The organism is Streptomyces sp. NPDC045956 (assembly GCF_056430705.1).
Map to the genome: position 1 here is coordinate 1 of NZ_JBWKKZ010000019.1, position 19,048 is coordinate 19,048.

18 protein-coding genes and 1 pseudogene are annotated in these 19,048 nt (G+C 66.5%); 6 read left to right on the forward strand and 13 right to left on the reverse strand.

Annotated elements, in window-relative coordinates; all coding sequences use genetic code 11:
* Nucleotides 1-452: 452 nt before the first annotated feature.
* The 7 genes from AC07FV_RS33955 to AC07FV_RS33985 all read right to left on the reverse strand — a co-directional run bounded on the left by AC07FV_RS33955 (nt 453) and on the right by AC07FV_RS33985 (nt 6,382).
* A complete protein-coding gene (locus AC07FV_RS33955; protein WP_479091549.1) occupies nt 453-1,088 on the reverse strand; it encodes a DUF6461 domain-containing protein in 636 nt (211 codons plus the stop codon).
* A gap of 100 nt (nt 1,089-1,188) precedes the next feature.
* The gene (locus AC07FV_RS33960; protein ID WP_479091551.1) at nt 1,189-2,157 is read right to left on the reverse strand and encodes a hypothetical protein; all 969 of its coding nucleotides are present in this window, start codon (nt 2,155-2,157) and stop codon (nt 1,189-1,191) included.
* Nucleotides 2,158-3,064: 907 nt separating this feature from the next.
* The gene (locus AC07FV_RS33965; RefSeq protein ID WP_479091553.1) at nt 3,065-3,889 is read right to left on the reverse strand and encodes a hypothetical protein; all 825 of its coding nucleotides are present in this window, start codon (nt 3,887-3,889) and stop codon (nt 3,065-3,067) included.
* Nucleotides 3,886-4,785, reverse strand: coding sequence for a sigma-70 family RNA polymerase sigma factor (locus AC07FV_RS33970; RefSeq protein WP_479091555.1), 900 nt, complete (start codon nt 4,783-4,785; stop codon nt 3,886-3,888). Before AC07FV_RS33970 ends, AC07FV_RS33965 begins: the two co-directional genes overlap by 4 nt.
* Complete coding sequence (locus AC07FV_RS33975) at nt 4,782-4,991, reverse strand: hypothetical protein (RefSeq protein WP_467810507.1); 210 nt, start codon at nt 4,989-4,991, stop codon at nt 4,782-4,784. Before AC07FV_RS33975 ends, AC07FV_RS33970 begins: the two co-directional genes overlap by 4 nt.
* Nucleotides 4,992-5,492: 501 nt before the next feature.
* A complete protein-coding gene (locus AC07FV_RS33980; protein ID WP_479091556.1) occupies nt 5,493-6,194 on the reverse strand; it encodes a restriction endonuclease in 702 nt (233 codons plus the stop codon).
* Entirely contained in the window at nt 6,191-6,382 is a 192-nt protein-coding gene (locus tag AC07FV_RS33985) for a hypothetical protein (RefSeq protein WP_479091558.1), read from the reverse strand. The genes AC07FV_RS33980 and AC07FV_RS33985 overlap by 4 nt, the downstream gene beginning before the upstream one ends.
* Before the next feature lie 888 nt (nt 6,383-7,270).
* On the opposite strand from AC07FV_RS33985, the gene AC07FV_RS33990 reads away from it, so the two are divergent.
* Genes AC07FV_RS33990 through AC07FV_RS34000 form a run of 3 tightly spaced genes read left to right on the forward strand, consistent with a single transcriptional unit; the run spans nt 7,271 to nt 11,973 of the window.
* Entirely contained in the window at nt 7,271-7,801 is a 531-nt protein-coding gene (locus AC07FV_RS33990; RefSeq protein WP_479091560.1) for an RNA polymerase sigma factor, read from the forward strand.
* Entirely contained in the window at nt 7,798-10,686 is a 2,889-nt protein-coding gene (locus AC07FV_RS33995) for a DEAD/DEAH box helicase family protein (protein WP_479091562.1), read from the forward strand. The genes AC07FV_RS33990 and AC07FV_RS33995 overlap by 4 nt, the downstream gene beginning before the upstream one ends.
* 9 nt (nt 10,687-10,695) lie before the next feature.
* Nucleotides 10,696-11,973, forward strand: a complete 1,278-nt coding sequence (locus tag AC07FV_RS34000; RefSeq protein ID WP_479091564.1) for a hypothetical protein — start codon at nt 10,696-10,698, stop codon at nt 11,971-11,973.
* 460 nt (nt 11,974-12,433) lie between these two features.
* On the opposite strand, the gene AC07FV_RS34005 is transcribed toward AC07FV_RS34000, so the two are convergent.
* From AC07FV_RS34005 to AC07FV_RS34015, 3 genes and pseudogenes are all read right to left on the reverse strand, one after another.
* Nucleotides 12,434-13,588, reverse strand: a complete 1,155-nt coding sequence (locus AC07FV_RS34005) for a hypothetical protein (protein ID WP_479091637.1) — start codon at nt 13,586-13,588, stop codon at nt 12,434-12,436.
* Between the two features lie 86 nt (nt 13,589-13,674).
* A pseudogene (locus tag AC07FV_RS34010) lies at nt 13,675-13,941 on the reverse strand (hypothetical protein); the annotation flags it as partial.
* On the reverse strand, nt 13,941-14,186 hold the full coding sequence (locus AC07FV_RS34015) for a hypothetical protein (RefSeq protein WP_479091630.1): 246 nt from the start codon (nt 14,184-14,186) through the stop codon (nt 13,941-13,943). The pseudogene AC07FV_RS34010 and the gene AC07FV_RS34015, both read right to left, overlap by 1 nt.
* 1,470 nt (nt 14,187-15,656) lie before the next feature.
* Between AC07FV_RS34015 and AC07FV_RS34020 the strand changes: the two genes are divergently transcribed.
* Nucleotides 15,657-16,316, forward strand: coding sequence for an HNH endonuclease family protein (locus AC07FV_RS34020; RefSeq protein WP_479091566.1), 660 nt, complete (start codon nt 15,657-15,659; stop codon nt 16,314-16,316).
* Nucleotides 16,317-16,409: 93 nt separating this feature from the next.
* On the opposite strand, the gene AC07FV_RS34025 is transcribed toward AC07FV_RS34020, so the two are convergent.
* Entirely contained in the window at nt 16,410-16,913 is a 504-nt protein-coding gene (locus AC07FV_RS34025; RefSeq protein ID WP_479091568.1) for a lamin tail domain-containing protein, read from the reverse strand.
* 221 nt (nt 16,914-17,134) lie between these two features.
* Between AC07FV_RS34025 and AC07FV_RS34030 the strand changes: the two genes are divergently transcribed.
* Nucleotides 17,135-17,362: a DUF6207 family protein gene (locus AC07FV_RS34030; protein WP_479091569.1), complete on the forward strand. Its 228-nt coding sequence runs from the start codon at nt 17,135-17,137 to the stop codon at nt 17,360-17,362.
* 210 nt (nt 17,363-17,572) lie between these two features.
* Here AC07FV_RS34030 and AC07FV_RS34035 read toward each other — a convergent pair whose 3' ends face one another.
* Together AC07FV_RS34035 and AC07FV_RS34040 are read right to left on the reverse strand one after the other, a co-directional pair.
* A complete protein-coding gene (locus AC07FV_RS34035) occupies nt 17,573-17,869 on the reverse strand; it encodes a hypothetical protein (RefSeq protein ID WP_479091571.1) in 297 nt (98 codons plus the stop codon).
* A complete protein-coding gene (locus AC07FV_RS34040) occupies nt 17,866-18,063 on the reverse strand; it encodes a toxin-antitoxin system HicB family antitoxin (RefSeq protein ID WP_479091573.1) in 198 nt (65 codons plus the stop codon). Before AC07FV_RS34040 ends, AC07FV_RS34035 begins: the two co-directional genes overlap by 4 nt.
* Nucleotides 18,064-18,430: 367 nt before the next feature.
* Between AC07FV_RS34040 and AC07FV_RS34045 the strand changes: the two genes are divergently transcribed.
* A complete protein-coding gene (locus tag AC07FV_RS34045) occupies nt 18,431-18,997 on the forward strand; it encodes a hypothetical protein (protein ID WP_479091574.1) in 567 nt (188 codons plus the stop codon).
* Nucleotides 18,998-19,048 lie beyond the last annotated feature (51 nt).

Genomic DNA, 19,048 nt, shown 5'->3' on the forward strand with positions numbered 1-19,048 from the left:
GCTGCGCGTCCCGCTCACCGGCCCGGCTGCGCCGGGCCGGTGACGCTCCGTCCGCTGCGCTCCCGGAGCTGCGGGGCGTTGCCCCGCTGAGGTGGCCTCCGCTGCGCTCCAGCCACCAGGCCGCACCCGCTGCGCGGGCACGGAACGGGCCTGCGGCCCGAGCAGCTAGGAGGGAGGGTGGCGGGGGTGGTGACTCTGCATCAGGTGATGCCCCATGTAGCTTTGGCAGAACCAGGCCGACCCCCGTGCTTCAAAATGCAGCATCAGACTGACTCTGGAACCAGACGCTACCCCCGTTCGATGTGGGCCACCCAGGTAACGGCCTGGAATTTGCTGGGGACTTCCCCGATTCGCTGATGGCCGGCAGGAACCTGGTAATCCGGCGACCGGTTCTATGCCTGCCCGTCATGCCGCCTTTCGGTACGTGTCACTGCGTAGGTTACTGGCCACCCTTAATACTGGTCGGGTACTCTCACCGCAGAGAGTCGTTCAGCATCGAGCCTGGCGGGAACGAGGCATCCAAGTCGCTCTTGTATCTGACGAAGCGCATTCTCGTATGCCTCGGCACGCTCGCCACCTGCCACGGCAGCTCTGTGGCCGGTGAGCCTGTCGAGAACTTCCGGACTTTTACCGTAATCTCGATCCATGAAAAGAGGATCGAAAGAGGATAGAATCTCACCGTTTTCAGCGTAAGAGAGCCATGATGACCCCGTTGCGCTAAGCCTGGCACAGAGGGAAATTGTGCCTGATGCAGCGGCTTTGAGTACGTCGTCACCTGCAAGGTATGAACCCTCTGATTCGATGACGAAAGACCAGTCTTTATGTGATCCGGCGCGTAGAAGTGGGCCGCTATTATCTAGCATCCCGATGGTCTCTAGCTCGTCCACATCCAAGTCGGGAACATCTTCCGATTCGATTTCTTCGCCTAGCGCTTTGATCGCTTCCGCTTCGTCACGGTTCATGAGGAGAGGAGCGACAGTGCTCCCGACGATTCGAGATAGCAGAGCGTTGGGTTCGACGTCTCTGGAGAAGATGACGCAGTAGCCGGTGTCATACATACGTGAGTTGGGGAAATATTCATCACTCATATTGGCCTCGACAGGTGTGGCGGGTGAGGGGTTTCAAACTTGCAGGTCCGCCCCACGCAACTGGTGGAGCGGACCATCCGATCAGCAGGCTATGCCATGTCTACCCGACGGGCTGGCCAGCTTCTACCCAGTAAGCGTCATTGTTCAGGAGCCGCCATTCGGTGGTGCGCCTGCCGAGGTCACCTCCCACGCCCTCATTTTGAGTCTTAGGCATGCTGGCGCGAGCGCACTTAGCAGTTGGCGACGGCATCTGGCCCTGTTGCAGGCCTGGCCAGGTGAGACTCAGGCGCACCTGACCATTGACCGTCTGGGAGACCACGTTGTACCGCTGGCACTCGATTCCGGACTTGACGCCCAGTTGCCGGCCGCTCTCCTTCGACGAAGCGAACGGGAACTCGTCGCACTGCGGCTCAGGAGTGCTGGAACTCGGGGTGAACGTGCCGTCACAGACCACGGCTCGGTTCTTCCTCGCCTCGAGTTCGTTGGCCTCGCGATGCAAGGGCTGCCCCTTCCCCTCCCAGCCCGGGTGAGAGGACATGCTCGCCTGCACCATGCCGATAAACTGGCGGGCCTCGGAGTACTTGCGGTCCACGACGAAAGTGGGGGTGTAAGACGGCACGACGCAGCCTGCTCGGGCGGACACTTCGTTGTCGCACCGGACGAGGTACTCCCCGCCCCCGGGCTCACCGTTTCCGCCCCATCGGGTGGTGCCGGATGCACCTCCGATGTTGACGGTGAGCGCATAGCTGATGAGGAAGCTCTTTCTCCCTGTCGTGCCCGTCCAGGTGCGACTCATTGTTCCGTCAAGGGAGCCACCGACCGTGACCGGGCGCGGTGTGGCCCAAGCACCTGCATTCTGCTTACAGCTAGTGTCGAGTGAACATACCGGAGTTACCTTGACCGTCATCGCGCTCGACGTGACGTCAGAGGCGTACAGGAAGAAGTTCATGTACTCGAAGAACTCGGGAATTGAGTTCTGAGTATCGATCTCCTGCTCGACTGTACCGTATGCCTTGCCATAGACCATACCCGTGATGGTATCCATGACAATAATGACCACACCGCGCACGGAACAGATACTGGTCCGCTCGACGTAGGTCGTGTTTTGGGGCTGCTGGGAGCACCAAACCACGTTTGCTGCTGATGGCGCTGCAGCCCCCCGCGTCTTCGCGAGTTCTTGGGGTGTCTGCCATTCAATGCAGACAGCCTTGTCTTGGCCGGCCCTTCGCAGAGAGTCCAGATTTCGCTTGGTTTCTGCACAGGTAGATTGCGGGGCCATTGAAGCAGCAGGCAGTACGTCGAAGTCCGAGGGGGTGTCACCGACTAGAATCTTCTGGCTCTCGCCGCCCTCCCGGCGCTCGACGGAGCTAGAGCTTGACGGGCTTTGTGCGCTGTCAGCGTTTGCCGTGAAGGGGGAAAGTAACGCCACGGTGAGTGCAGCGACTACTCCTAGGCGTCTTCTTTTGGCGCGCAATGGTCCTCCAGATCGCGTGCGACGTGAAAATTCCACCTCGCACGCAATCACGCGTCACCGCTGACGGTCAACGATCAGTTCCAGACAGTGAAAATCGGGTTTCAGATTAACTCCGCAATCGGAAATGTCGCTGTAAATAGAATTATTCCCTGGCCTGTCACGTGGTGGTGACCAGGGTGCCCGCAGTGGGGCGAGGGCTTGATGGGCCACGCAGCGGGCTGTCGACCGGGGCCGACGGGTGCGCCCGCAGGGCGCCGGCCCCGGCGGTCCGACCGCGCGCAGCGCAGGACCGCAGTGCAAGGGAGCGCAGCGACCCGCGCGTCGCGTACGGGAGGCCCGCAGGGCGCTCCCGTACGGCCCCCGACCCACCGCGTGGCACCTTGGGCCGCCACCACACCAGAAAGGCATCTACCGGACGGGCTGGATGGAGCGCGGGGTGGAGTGGGCCACGCTGCGGTGTCCGGCCGAGGCTGGCGGTGGGGCAAGGTGGTCCGCGGGCTGTTCAGCGTTTGGCGGTGCCCAGTTGTTCGGGGGTTGTGTGCAGGTATGCCCGTTCGACGGGTTCGGCGGCGGTGTGCTCGCGGCGATCTGTAGCGGGTTGTTTCGGCCGTCTCTGCCAGGTGTGTGGGCGGTCTGTTGCGGCGAGCAGGTAGTTGATCCGGCGGGCGAACTCGTCTCCGGGCAGGGGGATTTCGGTGTCGGGTTCGCGGAGGTAGCCGGCCGTGACGGCGGCGGGGATGTAGGCCATGAGTTTGCTGATCGAAGCGGGCCTGGACCGTACGGTCTGCTTGGCGAGGTGTCGCAGGATGCGCATGAGCTGGGTGGTGGAGGCGCTGGTGATGCGGTGGTCGGCCGGGTTCCAGCTGTTGCCGTCGTCGCAGGCTCTGGGTTGGGGCGGCGGTTGGACGTCGTCGGTTTGCCGGTGCCACCACTCGGCGGTGTGTCGTTCTCCCAGCGCGAGGTGGTGGAGGTAGAGGCAGTAGGCGGCGGCTGCGAGTCCGGCGCCGGCGGCGTATTGCCACCAGAAGCGTGCTCCTTCATCGGTGTCGGTCAGTTGCAGGATGCAGGCCAGGACCAGAGCGCTGCGGGGCTCGGGGACCTGGTCGGTGACGAACCGGGTGACGGTGGCGGGTGGGGTGTGCAGGACGAGGGTCTCGCACAGGGCGTGTAGATCCTGGGCTGCGATGTTGGGGGTGCTGTTGTCCCGGGTGGGGTTGCCGGTGGGGCGGGAGGCCGCGGCGTTCGCGGGAGGCCGGGGTGTTTCTCGGGGGACGGTGCGCTCGCGGGCGAGCAGTGCTCTGGAGAGGAGTTCTTCGATGCGGGTCACGGGGCTGTTCCTCCGGTCGAGGGCGGCGTGTCGAGGACGTCTCTCACGAAGCGGGTGGCGTGGCGTTCGTCGGAGCGGACGGTGGCCAGGGAGGCGCCGACGAGGGCTGAGACGGTCTCGGGGGTGAATCCGCACAGGCGCCGTAGCACCATGACGTCGAACTGGCGGCCGGGCAGGTGGCTGATCACGGTGAACAGCTCGACCAGTTCGGGGATCTGGTCCATGTCGTCGGCGGGGTCGGTGAGGGACCGCAGTGCGAGGGTGTCGAAGGCTGCCGGTCCGAGTTCGGGCCGGCCCTCGCGGTGCAGGGTGCGGGCCATGACGGTGTCCCGGAGAACGGTCCAGGCGTGGCGGCGGGTGTCGGTGCTGGTGAGGGCGTCGTTCCAGGAGAGCCAGAGGATGTCGTAGGTGTCTGAGACGGCGGTGTCGCGTTCCTCGTCGTCGAGGAAGGCCTGGGCGTAGAGGAGGTAGTGGCTCTCGGTCAGCTCGCGGAAGGCGCGGTGGTCCATGGGCGGGGCCGTGTCAGCAGCGGTGAGGATGGTGGTGTGGTCCGTGCAGCGTTCGACCCATTCACCGCTCCTTTGAGACTCGAAGGCTGCCTGGCGCCAGAGGCGGTACAGGGGCCAGTTCGGCATGCCCAGCTCGGCTGCGATCAGGTGGACGACTTCCCAGCGCGGGTACAGGCTCACGCCGCGCAGCAGTTCGGACAGCTTGGACTTGGCGAAGCGGATCCGGTCGCTGAGTGCGTTCAGAGTCAGGCCGCTGGCCAGGTAGGTGTCGCGCATCGGCACGAGCCAGGCGCGGTGGGTGCTGCTGACGTTGTCTGCGATGGGGCCGAGTTTGCGGCCGGGGCGCGGTCTGTCGGGTGGTACCAGCGGGTCGGTGGGCGTCGTCACGGGGCACCGTCCTCCTTGTCCGCAGGCTGCGCGGGCGCGGGCGGTGCACTGTGGGTGCGTGCGGTGTGGACGATCTGCTGCACGGTGACGGCGAGGGCGGGGGCCAGCGCGGTGGCTGCCGCGGTCTGGCCGGCCGCCACCATCACCCCGCTCCACGTGAAGACCGTCATCGTGACGGTGAGAATGACTATCTGCCGATGCTGCATGTGGCTCCTGCTTTCCGTGGTTGTTCGGCCTCCTGTTCCGGCGGCTCGTCTGGACGCCGCCGGGTCCCCGGGCAGGTGGGTGCCGAGGCCACCGGTCCGGGAGGGCAACCAGCATGGAATGCACGGGAGTTGCTACGCCATGTGATCAAGGAATCACGGAACAATGCCGATCACCGGTTCGGTCCCGGAGGCAGGCGGTAGGCGCATCGCGGCTGCGAGATCAAGGAGGCGCGCTGACGGGTGGAAGTTCCCGGTTCTCCTTGCAATTGCACGCCGAAGAGACGTCAATAGAACATGACGCCGTTGGTGTCGGCCTTCCATCCGGAAGAGCCCGCCCCCGTGCCGAAACAATGGGGGAAGCGGGCACCCGCTCTCGCCTGGCCGGTCGTAGAGGCCAGGCGAGAGCACACCCCACTACAGGGCACGACGACCGTAGACCACGGCGCTGACACGCCCCCGCCCCTCCTCGCGCAGGCGGCCCGGTGGGGCGAGGGCGACAGGTCAGCTCAACGAGGTCGGGCGGCGCGGAGGCGGCACCGCGCGCAGGAGTTCCCACAGGGGGCGTGAGCCGGATGCCCAGACGGCGAGGGTCTGGCGGTCGACGACGTGCAGCCGCTGCTGCTGGGCGAACGACACCGCGGGGGCGGTGACCCGGCCGTTGGTGATGATGACCGCGATGTCGGCGCCGTGGACCTGGCGGGCGGTGCCGTTGAGGACCTGGAGGTCGGGGGTGCCCACGGGTGAGCCGTGGGCGCCGTTGCGGCGGTGCTTGCACTGGATCACCCAGCGTCGCCCGTATGGGTCGGTGGCTTTGACGTCGGCGCCGAGGTCGCCGCGGCCGCCGACCCGCTGGGCGTCCTGGCAGCCGTCGCGGTGCATCAGCTCGCGGACCGCGTCCTCGAACCGGGAGTGGTGCAGTGCGTCCAGCTGGGACAAGCCGTAGCGCAGGCCCTGAGCCCGTACCGCCTCCCACTGGGCCTGCTGCTGACGCTGGTAGAGCCAGCCGGCGCCCGCGAGGGCGGCGAGGACCAAGAGGGGGACGAGGACCCACCAGTGGGTGAGGAGCCAGTTGACGACCGTCACGACCAGCGTGATGCCGGCCGCGGCCGCCGCGGCGTAGAGGAGCAGCTGGGCGTCGCGCTGCTGCTGCCTGCGGGAGGGCCGCCGGGTGCGCCGCCGCGCGGGCGGCCGCCGGCGGGTCACCGCTCCCACCGGATCGGGTACGACACCGTCGGCCGCGGGTGCGGCTGCGGTGCCCGCGCGGCGGGGGCGTCGTCGAAGCGGATCGGGTAGTGGACGGTGGTCTGCGGCCGCGGGGTGGTCCCGTCGCCGGGGGAGATGTTGCTGTTGCCCAGGCCGATGACGGCCAGGGCCACCACACTGAAGATCATCGTTTCCCGTCGGGCGCCCGGCGCCCACCGCGAATGCCCGCGGACCGGTGTCCCGTCAGAGCGTACGTACGGCCGTACCCAAGGCATGCAAGCCTCCCCCTCGTCACAACTTCCCCCACACCAGGACATGCTGACAGCAGCCACTGACAACGCGTCAGCAGATCAGCACCCCAGGTGATCAATAAAGAGAAGAACAGGCCAGGTCAGGGAGAATGCGAGGCCGAAACCAGTGGCGTGCAGGGGTGGCGCTCAGGCGCGGGTCGCGCGTGCCAGCCGGCGGTCCAGCTCGGAAGAGGTCCGGCCTCCCGACGGCCCCGCACTGGCTGCCCGAGGAGCCTCACTGTGGGGCACCGCCCGTTGCAACACCGGTCAGACGCAGTGGCTCCGCGGACAGTTTCGGAGACTTCCGATCTGCTGGGGGAGAACAGCGAGGGGTCGACCGTCGAGTAGGTGAAGGCGCCACCTGCGCGCCCCCGAAACCCGACGGAGACCAACTCACATGACGTCGTCCTTGGACTGGGCCGGTCTTGTTCCGGCTGTAGCGGCGACCGCGCAGGCGGCGGCCGCCATGGTGCAGATGTACTGGGACCGGCGGCAACGCGGTACCAGGACGACGGAGCGCGACCACTGCCGCTGCACGCCCCACCAGGGCGCAACCCACCTGCTGGACACTCGCGTAATTCGTGTACATGTCAGTGTCGCAGCCCGCACCTGTACGTCAGTCACGCTGGGTGTCCTCGTGGACGTAGGAGCCAACGAAGCGGGCCCGTGCCCCCTGCCTGCTGAGGAATACCGCTCGTGGTAGCGGGTGAGGCTGCCGCTGAGCCCCCCGTCTCTGGAGAGGGGGAGCCCTCCCCAGCGGCGAAGGTAGACCTGGGCCAGCGACTGTTGGACTACTACGAGACCTTCATGGAGACGGAACCCCGGTTTCTGCGCAACATGTGGATGGGCACGCTCTCGGAACAGGCCTGCGAGGACGTGGCCCAGGAGGCGTTCATGAGGGCGGCGCGTAGGGTCCAAGCCGGACAGCTGGGCCCCACCGTGAAGATCGGGGCCTACCTCCGCACGACGTCGTTCAATCTGGCAATCGACAGGCTGCGTGCCGACAAGCGGATCGACTTCGTGGATGCCACCGCGATTGTGGAGGCGCCGCCCAGCCCGCGGAGTGAGGACGTCGATCCACTGAATGAGCTGGTCCGACCCGCGATCGAGGCTATGCCGCCCAGCAGGCGCCGCCTGATCGTGCAGCTGCAGAGCCAGGGGCTCGACGACACGCAGATCTCTGCAGAACTGGGCATAGCCGCGGACCGGATCCACCGAGACCGGTATGCAGCCGTCAGTGAATTGCGCAGCAAGCTGAACGCATTCATTCGAGATAGGCACCGGAAGAAGACACAACGCGCGAAGAAGGACAGGTGACGGTTGTGCGCCGCTTCACTAAGGGCAGCGGCGGCCGCCGGACGTCGGCGGTACCGGCCGAACTGCTGGCGCTCATGGACAAGCTCGCCGGCCCTCCCGACTTCTGGGATCGTCCCGACGGTGACTTCGGCCCTCTGAGCAACCTCTACGAACTGGAGGTCGAGGAGCGAGAGGAGGCGAACTCGCTGTACCGGCTCGGCTCCAAGGCATTGGGCCGCGACGAGCTGTCCACGGCCGCCGACTGGCTTGGAGCGGCAGCCGCCGCAGGCCATCCAGGCGCGCTATTCCGGCTCGGGCTGGTCGCGCTCCGCTCCAGTGAGGACTGGAAAGACGACGCGTGGTTCTTCATCGCCGAGGCCGCCAGGCACGGACACGGTGACGCCCGGTGGCTCCTCGCCGCGTCCGTCGACTGCCCCTCCTCCCTCACCAGCAGCGCCCCCTTGAACGAGGACACCTTGTACTTCGAAGAGATGCGCCTCCTGCTCGGTGTTGCAGTACCCCTTCCACAGCCGACCCTGCCCGCCACCTCGCCAGCCCTCAGCCGGCAGCCCGAGACGTCCGAGGATTGCCGCGCGACGGAGACGGGCAGCCCGGCGACCGCGCCTAGGCCCATCCCACCCCCGGTTTTGCCCACCCTCTATCGGCCAGCCCGAGCTTCCCTCGGCCGAACAGCTGACCACCCATTGGTCGGGGCCCTTGAGCTCAAGAGCCCGGTTCCGATGTCGGAGTGGCCGATCTCCAGCGAAACTGGCAGGGAATCTCGGGGCAGCTGTGCCTGCTTTGCCTGTGCTTGTCAGAGGCTCGGTCTACGCTGCGGCCAGCGCTGTCTGCGAGGGGGAGGGGCCTTGGTAGAGCTTGATTCGCGGCGTTTCTTCAACAGTCAACAACGGCACGTCTTGTACTCGCGCGCCGAAGGACGCTGCGAGCGCTGTGGCGACGAGCTGGCCGTGGGCTGGAATGCCGACCACCGCGTCCCTTGGGTCGCTGGTGGTCCGACAACCATCGAGAACGGGCAGGCCCTGTGCGCAGGGTGCAACAGCCGGAAGGGGCGGGAGATGCAGTTCCAGGACACATTTAAGCCGCGGCCGTTTCAGGCGGACGTCGTTACACAGGTCATCGACGGTATCGAGTCAGGTCGTGACCGGACGGTTGTCCTTGCCTCGCCGGGTTCCGGAAAGACCTTGGCGTACTTGTCCCTGGCCACCCGCTTGTTCCGCGAGGGCCGGATCGACCACATCGCAGTGTTTGTCCCTCGCGTCACCCTGGCGCAGCAGTGCGAGATCGGTTGGCAGCACCTGACCCCGACCAAGGAGTCGGACGGACTGTGCAAGCTGTTCGAGCAGCCGCGGTTCGGCAAGATCTGGCACCGCACGAATGAAGTGCCGCTGACTGGAGAGAAGGGGACCGGCTTCGTTTCCACCTACAGTGCCCTGGCAACCAGTGAGTCGATCTTTCTGGAGTGGGCTGCCAAGCATCAGGGTCGCTTCTTGCTGATCGCTGACGAGGCACAGTTCTGCGGTGACTCCAAAGACAACGACGGCGGCGGCACCCGCGCCGGAACGCTGATCCAGAAGCTTCACGGGTTCGCTCTGCACACCCTCCTCTTGACCGGTACGCCCTACAGGGCGGACAACGCGCCGCTGGTACTCGCTGACTACGCGGAACCGCGCCCCGACGACCCGAAGGGCCTCAAGCCCTTGGTCAAGCATGCCGAGGCCACCTACGCCGACGGCATCGCCGAGAACTACCTACGCACCTTCGAGATGCATCTCACCGAAGCACGTGTATCACGTCGCACTCTCGGTGACCCTGATGATCGAAACAGCGGGGACAGTCTCCTCACGTACAACCTGTCCGACGACGGAGACGGCCTGGCCGAGGTGCTGCGCGATCCCAAGACGTGGGAGCCCTTGGTCGAGCAAGTCGTAACCAAGGTGCGTGACAAGCAGAAGTTCAACCCCGAGTACCGCGGGCTGATCTCGTGCATGGGTCAGAGCGAAGCGAAGAAGGTGCAGAAGTACCTCCAGACCCGCCACCCCGGTCTGCGGGTCGGTATCGCAGTCTCGTCTGACACGGATGCGCCCCGTGCCCTGGCCGAGTTCCGTTCGCTGCCTATGGACGTCCTCGTGACAGTACGGATGGCGTTCATCGGGTACGACTGCCCGCAGATCAGCGTCGTTGGGATCCTCACCCACTACCGGGACGTCGGACATCTCATGCAGCTGGTCGGGCGCGGCCTGCGGGTCTGGAGCGGGATGCCGTCTCGCGAACAGTCATGCCTGATCATCGCGCCTGACGACCCGAAGATGAAGGACTTCCTTGAGCATCTACGCGGTCAGAGGGAAGAAGGTCTGCGTCGTGTCAAGGAGCGTGAGACCGCCGAGGAGTCGACTGGCACTGCCGAGGAACGCCAGCTCGCGCTGTCCTACGTGGAATCAGCCGTGGCCACGACGACCCGCGCCGCGAGTAACGACACTGACGTCGAATCCGATGAGCTGATGCTCATCGAGTCGATCAAGGTGGAAGTGGACGCTGCCGAGGATGCGACCAAACTCGCTCGATTCCTCGACCTTTACGGCATCCGCACGAAGATGGCGCAAGATCTCCCAGGGCCCCGGAGTGACTCGGACAACGAGGTTTTCGTCCAGCTCCCCCAGCCTCCGCGCACGGACAAGGAGATCATGGAAGACCTTAGGAGCAGGACTACAAGCGCCATCACCCGATATCTTCACGCCTGCGGCGTGCCGCCGGGTTCTCCCGGATACGCGGACGCCGTTCAGAAGGCCACCTTCAGAGTGAACGAAGCCGCTGGCTACACCGCGAAGACGGCCAACACCGTCGATCGCGCCGAGAAGCGGCTGAAGGCCGCACTAGCCCTGAAATAGGAGGGCAGCATGAGCGCACGCATAGAGTCGAACTCTCAGCTCACCCCGGAACAGGAGCGTGTCTACCGGCTCCGCAACGCCGCCGAGCGCGACGGTGGAACGCCTGGTGGTTTCCTTGAGCTGCTTGCTGCCGTCGTGGCCGACGGGACGTGGCGCCAGATCCCTTCAGGGATCAACGCTCCGCAGCCGTTCTCCTCGTTCGCGGAGTTCATCGAGGCCAAGCCACCATTCGGCCTGGGCCAGCGCGTCCAGGACGTCCATGTTCTCCTGCAGATGCGTCATCCCCACGAGACGGTCACTGAGATCCGGACGAAGATGGACTTCATGCGTGCCGAGGTACGCCGGCTGCTGGCAGAGGACGGCATCACCGGCTACTCCGAGCAGCAGCGTGACCGCGACATCCAGGCGTGGACAGCTCTCGACAAGGCCGGCAGTTGGTGGCTGGCCTTCTTCGTGGCCTGCCAGGTCCGTCCGGCGAACGGGGGGAAAGCGGAAGTGCAACGGCACGCACTGGTGCCGAAGATCTCCGCTGCCGAGTTCGCCCGGCGGGCCAGCACCTCGCCCGAACGCATCCTGCGCTACTACAAAGCCTGGGAGGCGGCCCACGCAGCCGGCGCAGTTCCGACCAGCGCGACCGAGCTGTACCCCGGTCACGAGCCGCTTGAACTTCCCCCTGCCGAGGACTGGACTCTCTACTACACAAGCCGCCGCAACTCCTCGTCCGACCGAGGCGCTCTCATCAGCGCAGCAGCAGAAGCAGAGGGCATCCGGCCCACCAAAGCCTTGGAAGTCGCCGAGAACCCGACGGCTTTGCGAGCAGCCATCCTGGGTGACGCCAAAACCGCCAACGCCGCTCGTGACGCGCTCAAGGCCCTGAGCTTTGAGGAGCGCCGCGAAGAACACCTCGCCTACGTCCGGCAAGCAGCTGAGGAGGGGAAGGCGCAGGCCGCCTCCGGGCTGCTGATCGAACTTCCGGACAAGGTAAGAAACGAGGTGTCCACGCGTCTGGCGGAAGTCACCAATAGCGCCACCGACATCGAGGCGGTGGCGACAGCCTACGAGGCCGTGCAAGCGCTAGTGACCAAGGCCGTAGAAGCAGACCCACAGCTGCATGCGAATGAGCGGCGCGTCCGCTTTCAGAAGGCGCTCAAGGCGACTCGCAAGAACATCTCCTCCATCGACCCCACCGACTTGCCCGCGGTCGTCGATGACGATCTCCGACAAGAGATCACCGCTTTGCAGGAACTTGTCAATACCCTCGTAGCAAGCATCGCCGACCGCAGCTGATCACAGCTGCCGCCGGATGTCACAACCGATGTCGGCGGCCCGTCACCAGCTGGCTCCCTGGACGCGAGTCACGAAATCGGCCCAGGGAGCCAGTGCATGAACGTTGCTGGGAGCACTGCGCAGACCCCCACCCCCTGTCGGTCTCCCTGGTCTGTCAGGATCAGGCGCCAATCGGTATCTCGCCATGCCTGCCAGGTAACGCTCTGCACGCCGGCGGGCCCTCGTGCGGAGCCCTGCGACGGCGCGGCGCGGGGGCGTCGCGCCTATGCGCCGGTCTCGCGTGCCAGCTGACGGTCCCGCCTATCGAGATCTCGCTCCTCGGCGGCCAGGGGGGCATAGCCGTTCCCGCGGCGCGTGCCTTCCCGGCCCACTGGCCAGCTCGGCCGACGTCAGCAGCGTCTGCACTGGCGCCGAGCCAGGCCCGCTCAGACTTTACTCAGTGCCGTCGCCACCCACGATGTCAGCTGTCGTCGCTTTCGTCGTCCACCATCATCTTCTCGTTTAGACCACGCAGCAGCGAGTGCATGTTCAGCAGAGCCGGGAGCAGGTACTCCTCCCGAAAGGAGTCATAGGACGCCGTGTGGCAGACCGCGTGTCTGTTGTGCTTGTCCTTCACCGTGTCGCTGTGCGCGAAGGTAGCCGACAGCGACCGGATGACGAGATGGGCCCGGAGTTCGAAGATGCCGACGCTCCTGGGCGGCATCGGCACATGGTCGATGACCCAAGTCACGGTCTTGCCGGCGCCGAGGGTGGCGAGTAGCCCCTTTCCTTCATCGTCCCGAGCGTGCTTGAACTCCTCCCGGTACCAGTCCAAGGCCTGGGTCTCCATCGCTGTGTAGACGACGTTGGTCGCCAGAGCCAGCGCCGCCTCCCATAGCCCGGCGCGCGCGGTCGCGATCGCGCGCGCTCCCAGCCTCCGGAGGTCTGCCAGATCCTCGTGATGCACTTCGTTGAGGCCGGCCTCTACCTCGTCGAACAGGTCCACGCGCTGGGTGTGCAAGTAGGTGTAGCGGCCCTCGCGGTCGGGAGCGTCCAACAGGGCGCGCAGATGTCGTTTGCCTGGTGCCCACATCAGGCCTATGCCGTCATCGGTGACCATGTCGATAAGCTGAGCCCACTCTTTCTCGCTGAATCCTTGCAGGTTGGGCGGGAAGAGCAGTTCCGCGAGCCTCTCGGCAAGGCCGGGTACCTTCGGTGAGAGGGGGCGCGCAAGGTTCTCGAACGGGTTCGGGAACAGGTCGTTGATGTTGAAGCGCGGTGCCGTGATGATGCCGCGGAGGTGGCTGGCCCCCGCGGCCTGAGCGCTCGCGCGCCGAAGCGATGCGGTAGTAGTCAGCCAGTATGGGTTCGGTCCCAGAACGCCACGGGGCCACGCGTTCTTGCCCCTGAGCACATTGGGGCCCGTGATGGTGGTGCCGTACAAGGCAGGCTTGAGAAGTGGCCGTATTAGGTCGCGTTGCTGGGCGAGGATCATGTCTCGAAGCCCAGTTTGTTCCATCACCTGCCGCCACACCGCCTGAGCGAGCGGCGCTCCCAGCCCGTTGAACATCTCTGTCCGTACGCCCGTTCCATACGAGGACGATACGAACGGCTTCTTCCGCTTCTCCTGACCCATGCCTCATGATCACAAATTCCGGATACGGGCGGGCCTGAATTCCGCACCGAGTCGAGGGCTCCACGGGTCCAGACTGGCGCGTCACACTCGACGTACGCGACGACGACCACCGTGCGCAGCGCCGTGACCCGGTACAGGATGCGTACGCGCTCAACGTCGTCGGTGTACTGGCGCAGCTGGGGACTGAAGGTGTCGCCGGGCAGGGGATCGCCGATGTCGGGGGCGACGGAGACGACGACTAGAGCGCGGTCCAGGGCGTGGAGCTCCGCTTCGCTGGTGAGGGTCTCCAGCTGCTTGGCGGCGGCGTCGGAGAAGGTCATACGGGCGCGGCGCGGGCCGTGCTGTCGGGCCATCAGGCGACGGCTGGGCGCTGGCGAGCCAGCCGGGCGAGGTGGACGTCGCGCAGATCCTCCCAGGGCATGCAGTCCTCTACCGCGGGCAAGCCGTTGGTGGCGATGTCCTCAAGGACGGCGGCGAGCTGGTCGGCGTTCTCGCGGGTCTTAGCCGCGTAGGCGCGGGCCGCGTCGGCGGCCGCGGGCTCCAGCTGCTGCCGGACGGTGTCCGTAGGGGCCGGCTGTTCGCTCTTCGAGGGCGCCAGGGCGCGTGACTGGCGTGTAGGCCCACGGTATCGCCGAGGGCTGAGGGCGGGACCGCTCCGGCGAGGGTAGGCGCCGGCCGCGGGCAACTGTGCGCATGGCGGGGCGAGATGGGTGTGCGGTGCGGGGTTCGGGGGCTCGGCAGGGGTGCAGGGGGCGCACGCTCACCCTGCTGGTGTGCTTCGCGTGTGAGCTTCCGCACGCTGGTGGTGGGAACTGGCACGGCGTACCCGTCGGGTCGTCACAAGCTTCCGCTGCTTGGGGACTTGAGCATCGTTTGAGGTTGGGGAAGTTCACCTATGCGACTGCTTGGTATGGCACGGGGTGTCAGTTCGGTGTTTGGTAGTGCCGCGTTTGACGGGAAACGGGATCCGTAGCGCTCAGGTAAAGTCTCACCACCTCGTAACCCCAGGGCCCTCGCGTACGCGTGGACCGCCCCGCGCGGGGTCCACGAACGATGTGGCCTCCGCGGAGCTGCGAAATCCGCAGTTTCCCGAGGAATGGGGTGATGAGACCCGATGACTGAGCACGACGAGTCGGAGGGGCACTGCCGTTGTTGCAGCAGGCGGGAGCCGCCCAAGCGGGCCTCCCGGTGGCTGGGGTTCCTGCTCCACGTGGCCTACGAGGTCGCGCGGAACTGGCCCTGGTAACGCGGAAAGCCCCGGTCTGAGGACCGGGGCTCTGACCGACCCATAGGTCGGCCGCACTGCACACGGGCGTGCAGGGAAGGCCTCACCGGGATGCTTCGCGGGCGCCAGGTGGGGCTTTCCTCTTGTCCGAATGCGGGTTACCGCCGCGTACGCAAGCGAAACTCGGCTTTTGTGATGCCTGTCACACTCAGGGGTGGCGATGTCCCCACTATGCCTTGCCTTGCCGCCTTGATGCGACAGGTAGTCACATGTTGATCAGCACACATCCGGGCCTTCGAGACGGAAACAGCGCTGGTAGTTCCCACTTTTTCCCCGATTGGGCGTGACGCAAGTCACAACCCCGTACGAGTGATCCCCCGCACTGGCGACCGCGCTTTTTAAGTCGATTTGTCGGGGATTCACACGCGCATAAATCCAGCGCGATGCTGCCTCTGCCGTGCGGCGCCGGACTCTACACGCACCCTCTGACAATCACATCCCCGAAGGGCACGTTTCTTCAGACGCCGGTGCCGTCGCCCGGGCAGCAGCCCGAACACGACGTGAGGCGCCTGCCGGCCTCCTCCTCGATGAGCAGAGCTGGGCTGCGTACCACCGGCGTCCATCCGGGTTCTCATGTCGAGGCGCGGGCCAGGCCACAGGCGACCGCCGCTCGGCCTCCTGCGCGCCCTCGACACCTATAGGCAACGCCCCTGGGCCCGGCTCGTGCGACGGAGCAGTCACCGTCGCGGTGGAAAGGATCCCGGTATGACCATTGCACTCACACGGGCGGCGCACTCAGCGAACCACTGATCGCGCCCCTCCCTGGGCCGCTATCAACGGCTCATGGTCAACTCTGTGCTGCGCGGCCTGGCTGCCGCCTGCCTCGCCGTCCTGTCCCTCTTCGCATCCATTCCGGCTCACGCGGTGGAGACGCTTCCTGTCGCCGAAGCCGTCACCCGCCTCCAGATCGCCACCGAGTCCCGGGAGGGCTACGACCGCGACGCCTTCCGCCACTGGAACCGGGGGGACGACCCGGCCGATGGCTGCTCCACCCGCAACGAGGTCCTGATCGACGAAGCGGTCGAGCCGCCCGTGGTCGGGCCCCGGTGCCGGCTCTCGGGCGGGCAGTGGTGGTCCTACTACGACCGGGTGTGGGTGGCCTCCACTTCCGGGCTGGACATCGACCACATGGTGCCGCTGGCGGAGAGCTGGGACAGCGGCGCGTCCGCGTGGACAGCCGAGCGGCGTGAGGCCTACGCCAACGACCAGGGCGCGGCCACCAGTCTGGTGGCGGTCACGGCCCGCTCGAACCGGTCCAAGGCCGACCAGGACCCGGCACAGTGGATGCCGCCGGCCGCCGAGGCGCACTGCCGGTACATCGCCGAATGGGTCGGCACGAAGCTGCGCTGGAACCTGACCGCGGACGAGGCGGAGCTCGCCGCGCTGCAGGAGGCGGCGAGCAGCTGCCCAGAGCAGAACGTGACGTACGAACTCGTCGCCTAGTACGTCGCCCGCCCGCGGCGGGCAGTGGTGCGGGGACGGGGCCGGCCGCCGGGCTTTTGCCCGGCGGCCGGCTTTGTCGCGTGGGCGGCCGGGTCAGCCGTGGTAGGTGATGTAGCCGTTGCGGTCCTTGTCGTTGGCCTTCTGCGTATAGGCGTGGACGTCCGCGCGGGCCCCGGTGGGCTTGTAGAAGTAGATGGTGTCCTTGTCGTTGTTCCAGATGAAGTTGCAGTTCTGGCGGTAGACGACGTTCTTGGCGTCCGAGTCGGTGCCGCGGCCCCCGCGCAGGCTCACCTGGTCGCCCGGCTGCAGGGTGTGGCTGCTCTTGAAGGTGAAGGTGTTGCCGGCGGCGTCCTTGACCTTGTAGCCCTTCAGGTTCACCGTCGCCGTCTTGGAGTAGTTCTTGATCGTCAGGTACTCGGCCGCGGTGTTGCCGCCGGAGCACCTGTTGGAGTCCCGGCCCGGAACGTCGTACTGGATGCCCTTGATCTTCAAGGGCGAGGAGTACTCGGCGGCCTGCGCCGGCACAGCAGCCGCCAGACCGAGCGCGGCGACAGCCGCCGTGGTCGCGGCAGCAGTCAAGACGCGATGGATGCGCATGAGGAATCCCCCCTCAGTGGTGCGAATGGAGCGCCCGGAGCCTACCGGACGTGATCACCAAGTGAAGTCGAAGTGGAGAAAGTGCAACCACTCGTCCATGCGGCGGAAGACTGGGCCGGTGCGGCTGCGCCGGGCGGGGAATGACCGATTGGCCGGGCCCCGTAGGGGTGAACAGGCAGCACAATGAGAACTGCCGCCCCGGGCCGAGCGTCGTGCCGGTCATGGAAGCGATCAACGATGTGCACGTGTCCGAACCGGGCCTGATCGTGGTCGACGTGGCCGCAGCCGACGACGAGACCGCGTTCGCCTTCCACACCGCGCTGGCCGCCCGGTGGGCGACCACGGCTGTGGAGCGCACCACTCGCGAGCCCGGGCAAGTGGGGGTGCGGCTGCGCTGCTACCTCGACCTGCGCCAGTCCCCGCCGGATCACGGCCACGGCCTCTGGTGACACCCGAACTGCCAGTGCTGACGTCTTCGGTCCCGCCCATGGCGGGCAGGTGACCTAGGAGCTCGTCGCCTAGCGCCTTCCTCCGCCGCGGGCGGTGGGAGGGGAACGGGACCGGCCGCCGGGCGACTGCCCGGCGGCCGGCTTCTTCGTACGGACGGCCGGGTCAGCGGTGGAAGGTGACAGCGCCGGAGCGCTCCGAGGCGTAGGTGGTTACAGGTCCTGGACGGCGCGCAGGGCGGCGTCCACGCGGGCCATGGCCGCGCCGTCGACCGGGCCGAGGAGCTTGGCGCCGTCGAACCGGTCGACGCGCAGCTGTGCGATGTTGACGGCGACGGCGGTGGACGGGAGCGGGTCGCCGATCACGACGGACATGGCAGTGTCGGGGTAGCGGCCGCTGTCGTGCAGCACAATTGCGAGGACCGCCCCGTAGGCCTCTTCGAGGCCGGTCAGGCTGATGATCAGGACGTTGCGGCCATCCGCGAGCGACCAGATTTCCCCACGGTTCACAGAGTGTCGCCCTCGCCCGCCAGGTCGTCGCCGAGGCCGAGCGTAGCCAGCTGCTTGGCGGCATCGAGGGTGGCGGCGCGGCGGGCGGCGCGGACCACGTACGCGTTCACGCTCAGGCCGGCCTCCAAGGCGGCGGCCCGGATCGAGGGCGCGATGTCGTCCGGGACGCGCAGGGTCATCGTGATGACAGACATGGTTGCAGGATAGCCACCGGTTTGCGGTGGCGTAAGGCAGTGGCGGGATGTATGGGCTGACGCGAGTCAGACCTGCCGGGCCCGGATCCAAGCGCGGGGTGCCGGTAGGAGACAGGTCCGGGCGGGGCCGGCGCAAGCGAATGCGTGCCGCCAGTGCTCCGCGGTCCCGGCATCCGATCGTCGGCACCGACCTAGATCACCAGCCGCAGCTCCACGAGAGCGACGTCTTGGGGTTCGCGCGGGCCCCACCCGGCGAAGACCGTCCACCTCTCCCAGATAGGGCGGTTGCGGGCGTACGTGGAGGGGCGTTGCAGCGTTTGGTCCAGCGCCGCATTATGTCCATCAGTGGACATGTACAGTGGTGGACATGTTGAAGTTCTACGCGGTGGTCGTCACCCCGCAGGACCACCCTCCGGCCCTCATCGGTCCGTTCGTCGCCGAGACCAACGCTGAGCGCTACGCCGAGCGGATCGGCTCGTTCGAAAGGCGACGCACGAGGAGCAAGGTCGACGCCTTCGTCGTCGTCGCTCACCCAGGCAGCCGCGAGTACCTCGACCCGCGGCTGCCCACCGACCCCTGGACCCTGGGCGAGCTCATTGACGAGGAGGAGGACCAGGACGTCGTCCCCTGCCTGTACGCCCGCCTGGTCGCCCAGCTTGGGAGCGACGTCGCGGAAGAGGTCTGGTCTCGGGCCACGGGGTGGGAAGGAGGCGAGAATTCCGGCCGCGAGCAGCTCCTTGCCTCGGCCGAGGACTGGCGCACCCAGCGCCTCGGTGCCGCTCTCGCCCTCAAGCGCATCGCGGTGGAGCTGTGGAACGACGGCATGGAGAACGTCCAGGACATCAGACGCGCGACGGGTCTTTCGCGGACCACTGTCTACGAAGTGCTCCGCGCTGCCGGTATTGATCCGGCCTCGCGCGATTCCAAGCGGTGAATCTCTCCCTCGCCTTACCCAGCAGACTCCTTGCCTGCCCGCCTTCGCCAT

Bases quoted from the DNA above. Each gene is read 5' to 3' on its own strand.
- AC07FV_RS33955 (WP_479091549.1), bottom strand. From the start codon at position 1,088: ATGAGTGATGAATATTTCCCCAACTCACGTATGTATGACACCGGCTAC.
- AC07FV_RS33975 (WP_467810507.1), bottom strand. From the start codon at position 4,991: ATGCAGCATCGGCAGATAGTCATTCTCACCGTCACGATGACGGTCTTC.
- AC07FV_RS33985 (WP_479091558.1), bottom strand. From the start codon at position 6,382: ATGATCTTCAGTGTGGTGGCCCTGGCCGTCATCGGCCTGGGCAACAGC.
- AC07FV_RS34000 (WP_479091564.1), top strand. From the start codon at position 10,696: ATGAGCGCACGCATAGAGTCGAACTCTCAGCTCACCCCGGAACAGGAG.
- AC07FV_RS34005 (WP_479091637.1), bottom strand. From the start codon at position 13,588: ATGGGTCAGGAGAAGCGGAAGAAGCCGTTCGTATCGTCCTCGTATGGA.
- AC07FV_RS34020 (WP_479091566.1), top strand. From the start codon at position 15,657: ATGGTCAACTCTGTGCTGCGCGGCCTGGCTGCCGCCTGCCTCGCCGTC.
- AC07FV_RS34025 (WP_479091568.1), bottom strand. From the start codon at position 16,913: ATGCGCATCCATCGCGTCTTGACTGCTGCCGCGACCACGGCGGCTGTC.
- AC07FV_RS34030 (WP_479091569.1), top strand. From the start codon at position 17,135: ATGGAAGCGATCAACGATGTGCACGTGTCCGAACCGGGCCTGATCGTG.
- AC07FV_RS34040 (WP_479091573.1), bottom strand. From the start codon at position 18,063: ATGTCTGTCATCACGATGACCCTGCGCGTCCCGGACGACATCGCGCCC.
- AC07FV_RS34045 (WP_479091574.1), top strand. From the start codon at position 18,431: ATGTTGAAGTTCTACGCGGTGGTCGTCACCCCGCAGGACCACCCTCCG.